This is a genomic window from Streptomyces filipinensis, assembly GCF_014649495.1.
GTDB lineage: Bacteria > Actinomycetota > Actinomycetes > Streptomycetales > Streptomycetaceae > Streptomyces > Streptomyces filipinensis.
In genome coordinates, this window is the sequence record NZ_BMTD01000025.1 from 91896 (window position 1) to 105782 (window position 13887).

A 13887-nucleotide genomic window follows, 5' to 3' on the forward strand; every position below is an offset into this window, starting at 1 on the left:
GCTCACCAGGTCACCGGCAGGGCCTCGGGACCCCGGATCAGCGCGCCCTTCCTGAAGGGCACCTGCTCCGGCGGTACCGCCAGCTTCAGGCCCGGAACCCGGTCCAGCAGGGTGTCGACCAGCAGCTCCGACTCCAGCCGGGCGAGCTGGCCGCCCGGGCAGTAGTGCGGGCCGAAACCGAAGGACACATGCGGGTTCGGGCTGCGGGAGAAGTCGATGGTCTCCGGGTCCGGGAAGACGTCCGGGTCGCGGTTGGCGGCCAGGTAGGAGATGTAGACCGGGTCGCCCGCGCGGATGCGGTGCCCTCTGATCTCCACGTCCTCCAGCGCGATCCGGGACAGACCGACGGCGTTGCGGTGCGGGATGTAGCGCAGCAGTTCGTCGATGGCCCGAGGCCGGATCTCCGGCTCGTCGCGCAGCCGTTCGATCAGGTCGCGGCGGGTCAGCAGCAGGTAGAACATCTGCCCGCTGTTGTTGGTCACCGCCTCGCCGCCGATCTGGAGGAGGACGGCGAGACCGACGGCCTCCTCCAGGGTGACCTCGCCCCGGCCCACCGCGGCGCCGAGCAGCGAGGTGACGTCCTCGGCCGTGCTGTTCTCGCGCAGAGCGATGAGACCGGAGAAGTAGGCGCTCATCTCCCGCTTGGCCCTCTCGCTGACCTCCTTGCCGTTCGAGGAGGACAGGATGAGCTGGGTCCCGGTGTGCAGCGTGTGCCGGTCGCCGGGTGGGACGCCCATCAGCTCGCAGATCACCGCGATCGGGAACGGGCTGAGGACCGCGGTGGTGAGATCGGCGGGCGGCCCGTCCTGCAGCAGCTCGTCGACCAGCTCGTCCAGTACGGCGCGTGCCTTGTCCCGCACCCGTTCCACGCCCTTCGCGGTGAACGCGGCGGCCACCGCGCGGCGCAGCCGGGTGTGGTCGGGCGGGTCGAGGAAGCCGACCGCGCCGCGGTCCGGGATGAAGTGCGGGGCGAGCCGGGTGACCTGCTGGTTCATGACCGCCTCACGGCTGAAGCGCGGGTCGTTGGCCACCATGCGCACGTCGTCGTACCGGGTCACCAGCCAGGCCCAGCCCTCGCCGTTGGGCAGCTGCACGCGGGTGACCGGTCCCTCGCGCATCAGCTCGGTCAGCACCGGGTCGAAGTCCGCGCCGCTCAGGTCGAGCGCCGGCCACTGCCGTACGGGGGGCGGTGTCCCGGTGAGCGTGGTCTGCGCGGTCATCGCGCGTCTCCGCCCGCGTTGACCCAGCGGCCCACCGTCATCTCGGCGGTGATGCCGGGACCGAACCCGGCGAGCAGACCGCGCGCCCGGTCCTCGGCGCCGCCCTCGTCGAAGAGCCGGCGCAGCGCGTCCAGGACGACGGCGCTGGCGATGTTGCCGTACTCGGTCAGCGTGGCCCGGCTGAACCGGAAGGCGTGCGGCTCGACCTCCAGGAACTTGCTGAGGTCGTCGAGTATCCGGGGCCCGCCCGCGTGGATGATGTAGAAGTCCAGGTCGGACGCGTCCCAGCCGTGCAGCCCTGCCAGGTCCTTCAGCGCCGGGGCGAGTGGCTCCATGGTCGTGGGCACCCGCTTGTCCAGCAGGAAGTGGAAGCCGGTGGCCCGGACGTCGTACGCGATCCAGTCCTCCGTCTTCGGGATCAGGTAGGAGCCGTTGCGTTCCAGACGGACGCCCGTGCCGCCGTTCCCGCGGACCACGGCCGCGGCGATGCCGTCGCCGAACAGACCGTTGGAGAGCAGCGAGCCGACGCCGAGGTCGGTGGGCTGGTAGCACAGCGAGCAGAACTCGCAGGCCACGATGAGCGCGTTGGCGTTCGGGTAGGCCGAGCAGAAGTCGTGCGCCCGGTTGATCGCCGCACCGCCGGCCGCGCAGCCCAGCTGGGCCATGGGGAGCTGCCGGGTGGTGGAGTCGAAGTCCATCTCGTTGATCAGCCACGCCGTGAGCGAGGGCATCATGAAGCCCGTGCAGGAGACGTAGATGATCACGTCGATGTCGCTGGTGAGCAGCTCCGCGTCGTCCAGCGCCCGCTGGATCACCGCGGGGACCCGGGCCTTGGCCTCGGCCTCGTAGAGCTTGTTGCGCTCCTCGAAGCCCGGGTGCTTCAGCGTTTCCTCGATGGGCTGCACGATGTGCCGGGTCTTGACGCCCGTGTTCTCGATGAGGCGCAGCGCGAGTGGCAGTTGAGGGTGGTCCGCGTGGCGGGAGCGCGCCAGCTCCAGCGTCTCCTCCATCGTGATCACGTGCTCCGGGACCGACACCGAGGGTCTGCACAAAGTCGCCATGAACCGTCCCTGCTTTCCGATTTCCGGAGGGCCTTCGCCGCCCACCGGCCAGAAGGTGGTTCACCTCTGTGGGTGCTACACCCACCGTCACCCAGGAGGACGACTATCTCGCGTTGGGTTACTCCGAATCGGGGACCCCGTGTCAGGCTCGAAGGGCGAATTCCACCGCCGGACGAGGGGAAAATCCATGACCGCTGTTACCGCGCGGCAGCTGCTGGGGACGGCCATCCGAACCCTGGCCCCCGACCCGGCGGCCAATCCACTGGTACCGCTGATCGAACGCGGCGAGGCCTCCCCGGCGGCTCTGGCCGCACTGGCCCTGGAGCAGCGGGAGGTGATCCCGGCCGACCGTCGCGCCTTCCAGCACCTCGCACAGCGCGCCGACCCGGCCTCCGCGGTCTTCTTCACCACCCTGGCGACGGGCGAGGAACTGGCGGCCGGTCACCTCGCGGCCTTCGCCGGCGCCTGCGGCGTGACGGCGGAACGCGCCGCGGGGTACGTCCCCCTCGCCGGCTGCCAGGCCTACCCCGCCTACGTCTCCTGGCTGGCCCTCAACGCCTCCCCGGGGGACGTCGTCCTGGCCCTCACGGCCAACTTCTCGGCCTGGGGCAGCTACTGCGCCCGCATCGCCTCCGGCCTGCGCACCCACTACGGCTTCCCGGACGAGGCCCGCGCCTTCTTCGACTTCTTCGCCGAGCCGGCTCCGGACCTGGACGAACAGGCGACGGCGGCGGTCCAGGCGGCGCTGGACACCGGTGACCTGAACCCGGACCTGGCACACACGTACGGAAGCCTGCTGCAGCAGTACGAGAGCATGTTCTGGGCAACGCTCGGCACAGCGGTCTAAGGCGCCCCGCTGCTGTGCGCGATACACGCCACGTCGATGCGATCCGCGAGCTTGGCCAGCTCGATGGTCAAGGCAGCCACCGTGTCCTCGTCCAGCCCCGGCTCCCCGCCATCGACCAGATGCAGCCACCGAGCGCCCACGGTCCGCAGCAGCTTACTCACGTCGGCCGCAGCCACCTGCAGGGCCCCACGGTCGTCCACGATCAGAGGCAGAGTCACTTCGCCGTTCACAAACCGGATGCTAGCCGCGCAGCGCTCACGCACCCTGCCAAACCGTGGTGATGTTGCAGAACTCGCGGATTCCGTGCCCGGACAGCTCACGCCCGTACCCGGACCGCTTGAGCCCGCCGAACGGGAACGCCGGATGGGAGGCGGTCATCCCGTTGACGAACACGGACCCGGCCTCCAGGTCGCGGCTGAACCGCTCCACCTCGCTCTCGTCCCGCGTCCACACGTTGGAACTCAGCCCGAACGGTGAGTCGTTGGCGATGAGCAGCGCCTCGTCCACATCGGCCGCCCGGTAGAGCGTGGCCACCGGCCCGAACGCCTCCTCCCGGTGGATGCGCATCTCCCGGGTGATTCCGGCCAGCACGGTCGGCGGGTAGTACCAGCCCGGTCCGTCCGGCCGCTCGGCGCCGCACAGCACCTCGGCGCCGCTGCGCTTCGCGTCGTCGACCAGCTCTTCCAGGTCGGTGCGCCCCTGCTCGCTGGAGAGCGGCCCGACCTCGGTGTCCTCCTCCAGCGGGTCACCGACCTTGAGCGCCCGCATGCCCGCGACGAACTTCTCGGCGAAGGCGTCGTAGACGTCGCTCTGCACGATGAACCGCTTGGCTGCGATACAGGACTGCCCGTTGTTCTGCACGCGCGCGGTCACCGCCACCTCGGCCGCCCGGTCCAGGTCGGCCGAGGGCATCACCACGTACGGGTCGCTGCCGCCCAGCTCCAGCACCGTCTTCTTGATCATCTCGCCGGCGGTGGAGGCGACCGCCCGGCCCGCGGGCTCGCTGCCGGTCAGCGTCGCCGCCTTCACCCGTTCGTCGCGCAGGATGTCGTCCACCGCCGCCGATCCGATCAGCAGCGTCTGGAAACAGCCCTCCGTGAAGCCCGCCCGGTGGAACAGGTCCTCCAGGTACAGGGCCGTCTGGGGGACGTTGGAGGCGTGCTTGAGCAGGCCCACGTTGCCCGCCATCAGCGCGGGCGCGGCGAACCGGATCACCTGCCACAGCGGGAAGTTCCACGGCATCACCGCGAGCACGGGACCCAACGGGCGGTAGCGCACCCGGACCCGGGAGGCGCCCGCATCGCGCACGTCCGACTCGGCGGGTTCCTCGTCGGCCAGCAGTCCCTCGGCGCGTTCGGCGTACCAGCGCATGGCCTTGGCGCACTTCGCGGCCTCCGCCCGTGCCTGCTTGATCGGCTTGCCCATCTCGGTGGTCATGACCCGGGCGATCTCCTGCTGGTCCTCGTCCAGCAGGTCGGCGGCCTTGTTCAGCAAGCGAGCGCGGTCGGCGAACGTGGTCGTCCGGTAGGTGCGGAACGTGGCCTCGGCGAGCTGGAGCCGGCGTTCCAGCTCCTCCTCGCCCATGGGCTCGTACGTCTTGAGCGTCTCGCCGTTCGCCGGGTTCACCGTCGCGATGGGCATGGCTGACCTCCCTGGGAGCGGGCTTGCTTCGACCTTCGCGCGCGGCAGGGCGCGGCGCAACGCGAAAGGCCCCCTTCAGCCCGAGTGCTCCGCCAGCCGGTCGAGAAACGCGGTCTGCGCCGCGATGACCAGCTCACGGGCGCGGTCCAGGCCGAACCACGCCACGCGGTCCAATTCCGGGAACTCCCGCATCCGGCCGGACCTCGGCGGCCACTCCATGGTGAAGCTGCCGGGGCGGAAGCCGGTGAGGTCCGGGTCCGCCTCGACGGCCCACGCGGTGACGATCTTGCCGTTCTTCTGCGCGACCTCGCCCAGCGGTACGGCCGCCCCGTCGGGCGGCGCCAGCCCCAGCTCCTCCCGGAACTCCCGCCGGGCGGCCTCCCACGCGGGCTCGTCGGGTTCGTACTCACCCTTGGGGACGGTCCACGCCCCCGCTTCCTTCTTCGCCCAGAAGGGACCACCCATGTGCCCCAGCAGGACCTCGATTCCCGCACCGGTGTGCCGGAACAACAGCAGTCCCGCGCTGCGCCTCGTCGCACGCACCGTCACGGTGTGACCTCCGGGTGGGCCGCCAGCAGGGCCTGCACCGTATCGGCCTCCTCGGGGCGCTTGTCCTCGCGGTAGCGGACCACGCGGGCGAAGCGGAGGGTGACGCCGGCCGGGTAGCGGGAGGAGCGCTGGAGACCGTCGTAGGCGATCTCCACGACGAGTTCGGGGCGGACCCGCACCACCCAGCCGTTGTCCTCGACCGCCAGCTCCTGGAGCCGCTCGGTCTGCCAGGCGAGCATCGCGTCGGTCATGCCCTTGAAGGTCTTGCCGAGCATGGCGAAGCCGCCGTCGGGGGAGCGGGCGCCCAGATGGAGGTTGGAGAGCTTGCCCGTGCGCCGGCCGTGGCCCCACTCGGCGGCCAGCACCACCAGATCGAGGGTGTGGACGGGTTTGACCTTCAGCCAGGCGGCTCCGCGCCGGCCCGCGCTGTAGGGCGCGTCGAGCGCCTTGACCACCACGCCCTCGTGACCGCGGGCCAGGGTGTCGGCGAGGAACCGTTCCGCCTCCGCGATGTCCGCCGGGCCGGAGGCGACCGTGCGGCGCACCCGCATCGGCTCGGGCACCAGCCGGGCCAGCTGCGCGTGCCGCTCGGCGAACGGGAGGTCCAGCAGGTCGGTGCCGTCGACCGAGAGGGCGTCGAAGAAGACGGGGGAGACCGGGACCTCTCCGGCCGCCTTCGCCACGTCCGTCCGGGAGCCGACCCGGCCCGCGGTCTCCTGGAAGGACCGGGGCCGGCCGGCCGCGTCGAAGGAGATCACCTCGCCGTCCAGGATGAACCGCTCGCCCCGCAACTCCCGGGCCGCGGAGGTCACTTCGGGCAGCCGGTCGGTGATGTCGTCCAGGGTGCGGGTGTGCACGCGGACCGTGTCGCCGTCCCGGTGGACCTGCACCCGGATGCCGTCCAGCTTCTCCTCCACCGCGCAGGCGCCCAGCTTCTCCACCGCCTCGGCGACCGAGGACGCGCTGTGCGCCAGCATCGGCAGGACGGGCCGGCCGACGGTGAGCCGGAACCGGTCCAGCGCCCCGGGCCCCTCGGCGAGCAGGGCCTGGGCGACCGTCTGCAGCGAACCGGCGAGCATCACCGCCCGTCGTACGTCCGCCGCGGCGGCACCGGTCGCCCGGGCGAGGCCCTCCACCGCCACCGCGTCCAGCGCGCCCTGCCGTACCTCGCCGGTGAGCAGACCGAGCAGGAAACGCTGTTCCTCCTCGGTGGCGGCGCCCATCAGCTCGCCGACGAGGCGGGTCCGCTCCGCCTGTGAGCCCGGCCCCGACACCTTGCCCAGCTCGCTGAGCAGCACGTCGACCTCGCGGACCGTGAGGGTGGGCCCGGCGGCCGGCGGCACCGGGCGGCTCAGCACCTTCCAGCCCACGCCGAGCCGGCCCTGGGGCAGCCGTCCGGCCAGGTACGGGATGACGATCGGCACGTCGTCCGCCTCCGCCTCCCGGAACAACTCGGCGAGCAGCGCCGTCTTGCGGGACCGGGCCGCCGTCGCGGCGACCTCCTGGGACACCTGGGCGAGCCGGATCAGCAGCATGCAGTCATCGTGCTACGCGGGGCGCCGGAACACACCCGGTACGGCGACACCGGTCCGCACGCCCCGTGGCGGTTCGTGCGCCCGGCGAGGCGCGTCGTCGGTGGCGAATCCGCTGAGGCCGCTCGCGCGGCTCCTCGCGGTCGTGGTCGTGGACCGTGTCTCCTCGCGGCGGGGGTACCCGCGGGGCGGGGGCCGGTTCCCATCAGCGCCCGGTGCGCACTCGGCGGCGGGCCGCGAGCTCGCCGGTCGGCGGGTCGGGGGCCTCGTCGTGGCGGTACGGCCGGTGAGCCGCACGGCCGGCCCCGGAAACGGCGGCACCTCGCCCCGCGGTCCCGCCACCGGCTGCCGGCCCCGCACCGCCCGGCGGCCTGCGTCGTGAAGCCCGCGCCGGCCCGGCGCGTGCCCCCGGGCCCGGTTCCTGTGGTGTGGCGACGTTCGCCCTGTCTCGTCCGGCGGTCTGTCGGCTGTGCCGTGGAGTCTGTGCCGGCCCGGCCCGTGTCCCCGATCCGGGTGCCTGTGGTGTGGCGACGTTCGCCCTGTCTCGTCCGGGGGTCTGTCGGCTGTGCCGTGGAGTCTGTGCCGGCCCGGCCCGTGTCCCCGATCCCGGTGCCGGCGGTGTGGCCACCTTCGCCCCCTTTCGTCCGGCGGCTACCTGCGCCCCCCGTCCCGCGGCTGCGGCATTGACAAAGGGGTTTGCCGAAACTGCAATGCCGCCATGAGTACCGACGACGTTCTCGCCGGGGTGGGTCCGAGGCTGCGGCGGATGCGCAAGGAGCGGGAGGTGACCCTGGCCGCGCTGTCCGAGGTCACCGGCATCTCCGTGAGCACCCTCTCCCGGCTGGAGTCCGGCCTGCGCAGACCCAGCCTCGAACTGCTGCTGCCGATCGCCCAGGCGCACCAGGTGCCGCTGGACGACCTGGTCGGCGCGCCGCCGGTGGGGGACCCGCGGGTGCGGTCCAAGCCGATCACGCGGGGCGGCCGCACCCACTGGCCGCTGACCCGCCAGCCCGGTGGCCTGCAGGCCTTCAAGGTGCTGGAGCCGCAGCGCCGGCAGGAGCCGGATCCGCGCACCCATGAGGGCTACGAGTGGCTGTACGTGCTCTCGGGCCGGCTGCGGCTGGTCCTGGGCGAGCACGACGTGGTGCTGTCGGCGGGGGAGGCCGCCGAGTTCGACACGCGCGTGCCGCACTGGTTCGGCTCGACGGGCGAGGGGCCGGTGGAGTTCCTCAGCCTGTTCGGGCCCCAGGGAGAGAGGATGCACGTACGGGCGCGGCCGGCGTCCGGGAAGTGATCCACCCAACGCGTGCCGGAGTCCGGCCGGCTGTTCCCTGAATGGCAAGCGACCGCTTAGTATGCAGTCGGACCCGGTCAGACGAAGCAGTCCCGTGGAGGCCCCGCATGCAGGCATGGCAAGTGCACGAGAACGGCGAGCCGAGCGAGGTGATGCGCCTGGCCGAGGTGGAGCGGCCCACACCCGGTGACGGTCAGGTGCTGCTGCGCGTACGCGCGGCCAACGTCAACTTCCCGGACGCGCTGCTGTGCCGCGGCCAGTACCAGGTGCGTCCGCCGCTGCCGTTCACGCCCGGCGTCGAGATCTGCGGCGAGACCGAGGACGGCCGTCGCGTGATCGCCAACCCCGCGCTGCCCCACGGCGGCTTCGCCGAGTACGCCCTCGCCGACGCCCGCGCCCTGCTTCCCGCGCCCGAGTCGCTGGACGACGCCGAGGCCGCCGCGCTGCACATCGGCTACCAGACGGGCTGGTTCGGCCTGCACCGCCGGGCCCGCCTGGAGGCCGGGGAGACCCTGCTCGTGCACGCCGCCGCCGGCGGTGTCGGCAGCGCCGCCGTCCAGCTCGGCAAGGCGGCCGGCGCGACCGTCATCGGCGTGGTCGGCGGCGCGGACAAGGCCGCCGTGGCCCGCGAGCTGGGCTGTGACGTGGTCGTCGACCGCCGCGCCGAGGACGTGATCGCGGCCGTGAAGGAGGCCACCGGCGGCCGCGGTGCCGACGTGATCTACGACCCCGTCGGCGGGGAGGCCTACGCCCAGTCCGCCAAGCTCGTCGCCTTCGAGGGCCGGATCGTCGTGGTCGGCTTCGCCAGCGGCACCATCCCGAGCCCCGCCCTCAACCACGCGCTGGTGAAGAACTACTCGATCCAGGGCCTGCACTGGGGCCTGTACAACACCAAGAACCCGAAGCTGATCCTGCAGTGCCACGAGCAGCTCACCGAGCTGGCCGCCCGGGGCGCGATCAAGCCGCTGGTGAGCGAGCGGGTGCCGCTGAGCGAGGCCGCCGTGGCCGTGCAGAAGGTGGCGGACGGCCGGTCGACCGGCCGGATCGCCGTGGTGAGGGAGGAAGCAGCATGACCGACGCCGAAGAACTGCGCCGCCGCACCCGGGAGTTGCTGGCCGAGCATCCCCCCGCGGACACCGACCGCCTGGACTTCCTGGGCGCCCGCTTCGACGCGGGCCTCGCCTGGGTCCACTACCCGCAGGGCCTCGGCGGTCTGGGCGCCCCGCGCTCCCTGCAGGCCGTCGTCGACGCCGAGCTGGAGGCCGCCGGGGCCCCCGACAACGACCCCCGGCGCATCGGGATCGGCCTCGGCATGGCCGCGCCGACGATCCTCAAGTACGGCACGGACGAGCAGAAGCAGCGCTTCCTGCGGCCCCTGTGGACCGGCGAAGAAGTCTGGTGCCAGCTGTTCAGCGAGCCCGGCGCGGGCTCCGACCTCGCCGCGCTGGGCACCCGGGCCGTCCGTGAGGGCGAGGACTGGGTCGTCAACGGGCAGAAGGTCTGGACGTCCAGCGCCCACGTCGCCCGCTGGGCCATCCTCATCGCCCGCACCGCTCCGGACGTGCCCAAGCACGCAGGCATCACCTACTTCGTCTGCGACATGACCGACCCGGGCGTCGAGGTCCGGCCGCTGCGCCAGATCACCGGCGAGGCCGAGTTCAACGAGGTCTTCCTCACCGACGTCCGCATCCCCGACTCCCGTCGCCTCGGCGCGGTCGGCGACGGCTGGCGGGTCGCCCAGACGACGCTGATGAACGAGCGCGTCTCCATCGGCGGCATGGCCCTGCCCCGCGAGGGCGGCATGATCGGCCCGATCGCGAAGACCTGGCGCGAACGCCCAGAACTGCGCACCCACGAGCTGCACCAGCGCCTGCTGAAGCTGTGGGTCGAGGCCGAGGTCTCCCGCCTCACCGCCGAACGCCTGCGCCAGCAGCTCGTCGCCGGTCAGCCCGGCTACGAGGGCTCCGGCATGAAGCTCGCCTTCGCCCGCCTCAACCAGGAGATCAGCGGCCTGGAAGTGGAACTCCGCGGCGAGGAGGGCCTGGTGTACGACGACTGGACCATGCGCCGCCCCGAACTGGTCGACTTCACCGGCCGCGACGCCGGCTACCGCTATCTGCGCTCCAAGGGCAACAGTATCGAGGGCGGGACCAGCGAGGTCCTGCTGAACATCGTCGCCGAGCGGGTCCTCGGCCTGCCCGCCGAGCCGCGCACCGACAAGGACGTCGCATGGAAGGACCTGGCCCGATGACCGACCTGCTGTACTCGGAGGAGGAAGAGGCGCTGCGGGCCGCCGTACGGGACCTGCTCGCCGACCACTGCGACGCGCCCGGCGTCATCGCCCGCACCGAGTCCGACACCCCGCACGACCTCGCGGCCTGGAAGGCACTCGCCGACGGCATGGGCCTCGCCGGCCTGCTGGTCCCCGAGGCGCAGGGCGGCCAGGGCGCGTCGGCCCGCGAAGTCGCCGTGGTCCTGGAGGAGCTGGGCCGAGCGGTCGCACCCGTGCCCTACCTCACCAGCGCGGTCGTGGCCACCGAGGCCCTGCTGGCCTCCGGTGACGAGGAACTGCTGGGACAGCTGGCCTCCGGCCGGACCATCGGCGCCCTCGCCGTCGGGCTGCACACGGCCCCGGATGCCGTGTGGAAGACCGTACGGCTGGAGAACGGCACCCTGCGCGGCGAGTTGACCGGCATCGCCGACGCGGGCGTCGCCGACGTCCTGCTCGTCCCGGCCGACGACGGCGGCCTGTACGCCGTCCCGGCCGCCGCGGTGACGCTCACCCCGCAGGTCTCCCTGGACCTGACCCGGCCGCTGGCGACGGTACGGCTGGACGGCGTTCCCGGCCGCCGTGTCGGCGACGCGGAACCCGCCGTACGACGGGCCCTGAGGGCGGGCGCCGGACTGCTCGCCTCCGAGCAACTCGGCGTGGCCGACTGGGCCCTGACCGAGACGGTCCGCTATCTGAAGGAGCGCAAGCAGTTCAACCGGCCGGTCGGCGGCTTCCAGGCGCTCAAGCACCGACTCGCCCAGCTCTGGCTGGAGGTCGTCAACCTCCGCGCCGCGGCCCGCGCCGCCGCGGACGCGCTCGCCTCCGGCGAGGACACGGAGATCGCGGTCGCCGTCGCGCAGGCGTACGCCGCCCCCGTCGCCGTCCACGCCGCCGAGGAGGCGCTGCAACTGCACGGCGGGCTCGGCATGACCTGGGAGCATCCGATCCATCTGTACCTCAAGCGGGCCAAGGCCGACTCGATCGCCTACGGGACGGCCGGTGCGCACCGCGAGGCGCTGGCCGGACTGATCGACCTGCAGGCCCCCTGAGGCACTTCCGCGGGAAGCCCGCCCCACCCGGGGCGGGCTCTTCCGCGCACGGGCACCGCGCACGGGCACCGCGCATGTGGACAGCGCGCCAACTCCCCGCGTGGTGCCCTCCCTTGTGTGGCGGGTGCACGCATGTTCCCTTCGGTACGCCCACGGCCGCGTCCACCTCGGACCGGTCACCGTCGTCATCTCCGGCGCCCGCACCACCGCGTGACACCACACGTTTGGGGGACACGTCAGCCACCCGAACAAACCCTCCGCTACGCCACACTTGCGGCCGAACGCCGCTCAAGGGGCGTGGCGGAGGAGGTTCGCGATGGCCATTTCCATCTCTGTGGTGCTGCTGCTACTGATCATTGCCGTGATCTTCGTGCGCAACGGCGCCTTGAAGATGTCCCACGCCCTGGTCTGCATGCTGCTCGGCTTCTTCCTGGCCGGCACGAGCATGGCGCCCACCATCAGCAGTGGGCTCACCACGACCGCCGAGCTGGTGAGCAGCCTGCGGCCCTGAATCAGGGGGCCGAGAAGACGCCGATCCCGTTCGCGACGGGCCGTTCGGCGCCACTGCTCGGATGGTTGCGGACCGTCACGGCGCTCGCGCCGTCGTCACGGGTGACCAACTCCGTCGAACCGCCGCCGTCGAGGTTGAACGCGTCGGAGGCGCCCAACGAGCGCATGGTGTCGGCCTCCTCCGCGACCGTCATCCCGGACCGGTACTCGGTGGCACCGTCCAGCGCCAGGATCAGCAGCTGGTGTCCGCCGCCCTTGAAGCCCACGACCGTACGCACCGCCGAGGTGACGTCGTCCAGGCCGGACAGCGCCTCGCCGCCCCGCAGGACGGGGAAGCCCCCGATCGCGAACGCGTACGGCACCCCGGACGAGGCCGCCACCATGCTGTGCTGCACGGTCACCGCGTCCCCCACCGAGAGCTTGCGCAGCCGCTGGGCGCCCTCCTCGCGGCCCACGAGGACCGTGGCGTCCGCCGGGATCGTGCCGCTGCCCGGGGTGTCGGAGGCGGAGACCACCCGGCCGCCCACGATGCGCACCTCGTAGGTGTCGCCGCTGCACGGCGCCGACCGCTGGGTGTCGCTGCCGCACACCGCACGCATCCGGGAGGCACTGCCCCAGCGCGAGGTGAAGGCGCCGACGGAGTTCTCGGCGAGCGCGTACTGGTTGAGGCCCTTCAGCGGGAAGGTGCCCTCCGGGGTGACGACGCTGCCGACGAGGGAGAGGCGGTCCAGCCGGGCCCGCCGGTCGGTGCCCACGCCGAAGACGTCCCGGGTGTTCGTCCCCGGCGGCAGCGCGGGTCCGAACCGCTGCCCGGTCGGCACCGCGGCCTTGAGCACCTGCCCGTCCGCGATCGCCGGTCCGACGCTCGCGCCGGTGGCCTCCACGCCCGGGTGCTGGGTCTCGGTGATGTTGAAGAAGTCACCGTTGACCCCCGCGACCGCCCCGGCCGAGTCCGCCAGCCGGGAGACCGTGGCCCGGGCCGCCACCACGCCCGGGTACAACAGGCCCACGCGGACGTGTGGATTGGCGAGGTCGACCGTGAGCAGATGGGCGTGAGCCTTGCCCGCGCCCGCTTCGACGTCGAACTGCCGGTAGGTGACGCCCGGTGCGATCCGCTTGCCGGCCGCGACGGCGCCGGCCGGTGCCGCCCCCGCCAGGGCCGCACCGGCCAGCACACCGAAAGCCGTGACCACCGTGAGAACCACTCTGCCCGCTGCCGAACGCCTGCGACGTCTGGTCACCGTGCCCCCTGATGTCTCGTCAACTGTCCCTGCCGCACGGGTTTTCCCGTTCGGGTTCCGTAGAGGTTCCGTACGGGTTCTACGGGGCAGTGGACCAGAGCGCGGCGACCGCCGGGCCGACTAGGCCTCGACTACGCGAGAACGAGTGAGAAAACGCACCCCCTCGGGTGCCTCCAGTGAGAAGCCGCTACCCCGTCCGGGGACGACGTCCACGATCAACCGGGTGTGGCTCCACGCCTGGTACTGACTCCGGGACATCCAGAAGGTGACCGGCTCGGCCACCCCGTCCACCGCCAGCTCCGCCAGCAGCACGTCCGAGTCGCCGGTGCGGAACTCGCCGTCCGGGTAGCACATGGGCGCGCTGCCGTCGCAGCAGCCGCCGGACTGGTGGAACATCAGCGGACCGTGCTCGGCGTGCAGCCGTCGCACCAGCTCCGCGGCCGTGGGGGTGAGTTCGACGCGGGGGACTTCCTCATCCATGGGTCACCGTCCTGAAGAGCCGGGGCACCGGGTGCCGGACCCCGCCAGTCTCACGGCTCGTCACCGCCCCGTCCAGAGCCGGTCCTTAGACGTCGTTTCTTATGGCGTGATCGTTCGTTGAACCGTGCATGACGGATCTGGTTGAGCGGTTGGTGCCGGACGAGTTATGGGTGCTGTTCCGGCAGGTGGTG

Annotated in this window: 14 protein-coding genes; 6 read left to right on the forward strand and 8 right to left on the reverse strand. The window is 72.2% G+C overall.

Going from position 1 to position 13887, the window contains the following annotated elements; genetic code table 11:
• Positions 1 to 2: 2 nt before the first annotated feature.
• Both IE244_RS36730 and IE244_RS36735 read right to left on the reverse strand, forming a co-directional pair.
• Positions 3 to 1220, reverse strand: coding sequence for a cytochrome P450 (locus IE244_RS36730; RefSeq protein ID WP_191877921.1), 1218 nt, complete (start codon positions 1218 to 1220; stop codon positions 3 to 5).
• On the reverse strand, positions 1217 to 2281 hold the full coding sequence (locus IE244_RS36735) for a type III polyketide synthase (protein ID WP_191877922.1): 1065 nt from the start codon (positions 2279 to 2281) through the stop codon (positions 1217 to 1219). The genes IE244_RS36730 and IE244_RS36735 overlap by 4 nt, the downstream gene beginning before the upstream one ends.
• A gap of 187 nt (positions 2282 to 2468) precedes the next feature.
• Between IE244_RS36735 and IE244_RS36740 the strand changes: the two genes are divergently transcribed.
• Positions 2469 to 3128, forward strand: coding sequence for a transcriptional regulator (locus tag IE244_RS36740; protein ID WP_191877923.1), 660 nt, complete (start codon positions 2469 to 2471; stop codon positions 3126 to 3128).
• Here the strand turns inward: IE244_RS36740 and IE244_RS36745 are convergent.
• From IE244_RS36745 to IE244_RS36760, 4 genes are all read right to left on the reverse strand, one after another.
• Positions 3125 to 3358: a DUF6213 family protein gene (locus IE244_RS36745; protein ID WP_031160188.1), complete on the reverse strand. Its 234-nt coding sequence runs from the start codon at positions 3356 to 3358 to the stop codon at positions 3125 to 3127. The two genes, IE244_RS36740 and IE244_RS36745, sit on opposite strands and share 4 nt — an antisense overlap.
• A 25-nt stretch (positions 3359 to 3383) precedes the next feature.
• A complete protein-coding gene (locus IE244_RS36750; protein ID WP_191877924.1) occupies positions 3384 to 4769 on the reverse strand; it encodes an NADP-dependent succinic semialdehyde dehydrogenase in 1386 nt (461 codons plus the stop codon).
• Positions 4770 to 4844: 75 nt separating this feature from the next.
• Positions 4845 to 5318 carry an NUDIX hydrolase gene (locus IE244_RS36755; RefSeq protein ID WP_191877925.1) on the reverse strand — a complete coding sequence of 158 codons (474 nt, stop codon included), beginning with the start codon at positions 5316 to 5318 and terminating at the stop codon, positions 4845 to 4847.
• The gene (locus IE244_RS36760; RefSeq protein WP_191877926.1) at positions 5315 to 6853 is read right to left on the reverse strand and encodes an ATP-dependent DNA ligase; all 1539 of its coding nucleotides are present in this window, start codon (positions 6851 to 6853) and stop codon (positions 5315 to 5317) included. The genes IE244_RS36755 and IE244_RS36760 overlap by 4 nt, the downstream gene beginning before the upstream one ends.
• Positions 6854 to 7568: 715 nt before the next feature.
• Here IE244_RS36760 and IE244_RS36765 point away from each other — a divergent pair.
• From IE244_RS36765 to IE244_RS36785, 5 genes are all read left to right on the forward strand, one after another.
• Positions 7569 to 8144, forward strand: a complete 576-nt coding sequence (locus tag IE244_RS36765) for a helix-turn-helix domain-containing protein (protein ID WP_191877927.1) — start codon at positions 7569 to 7571, stop codon at positions 8142 to 8144.
• Between the two features lie 107 nt (positions 8145 to 8251).
• Positions 8252 to 9217, forward strand: a complete 966-nt coding sequence (locus IE244_RS36770; RefSeq protein WP_191877928.1) for an NADPH:quinone oxidoreductase family protein — start codon at positions 8252 to 8254, stop codon at positions 9215 to 9217.
• Complete coding sequence (locus IE244_RS36775; RefSeq protein WP_191877929.1) at positions 9214 to 10395, forward strand: acyl-CoA dehydrogenase family protein; 1182 nt, start codon at positions 9214 to 9216, stop codon at positions 10393 to 10395. The genes IE244_RS36770 and IE244_RS36775 overlap by 4 nt, the downstream gene beginning before the upstream one ends.
• Positions 10392 to 11465 (forward strand): acyl-CoA dehydrogenase family protein, encoded by a 1074-nt coding sequence (locus IE244_RS36780; RefSeq protein ID WP_191877930.1) that lies wholly within the window; start codon positions 10392 to 10394, stop codon positions 11463 to 11465. The genes IE244_RS36775 and IE244_RS36780 overlap by 4 nt, the downstream gene beginning before the upstream one ends.
• Before the next feature lie 316 nt (positions 11466 to 11781).
• Positions 11782 to 11976: a hypothetical protein gene (locus tag IE244_RS36785; protein WP_031160206.1), complete on the forward strand. Its 195-nt coding sequence runs from the start codon at positions 11782 to 11784 to the stop codon at positions 11974 to 11976.
• A gap of 1 nt (position 11977) precedes the next feature.
• Here the strand turns inward: IE244_RS36785 and IE244_RS36790 are convergent, their stop codons facing one another.
• Positions 11978 to 13168, reverse strand: a complete 1191-nt coding sequence (locus IE244_RS36790; RefSeq protein ID WP_229854651.1) for a phosphodiester glycosidase family protein — start codon at positions 13166 to 13168, stop codon at positions 11978 to 11980.
• 168 nt (positions 13169 to 13336) lie between these two features.
• Positions 13337 to 13696 carry a DUF779 domain-containing protein gene (locus tag IE244_RS36795; RefSeq protein WP_191877932.1) on the reverse strand — a complete coding sequence of 120 codons (360 nt, stop codon included), beginning with the start codon at positions 13694 to 13696 and terminating at the stop codon, positions 13337 to 13339.
• Positions 13697 to 13887 lie beyond the last annotated feature (191 nt).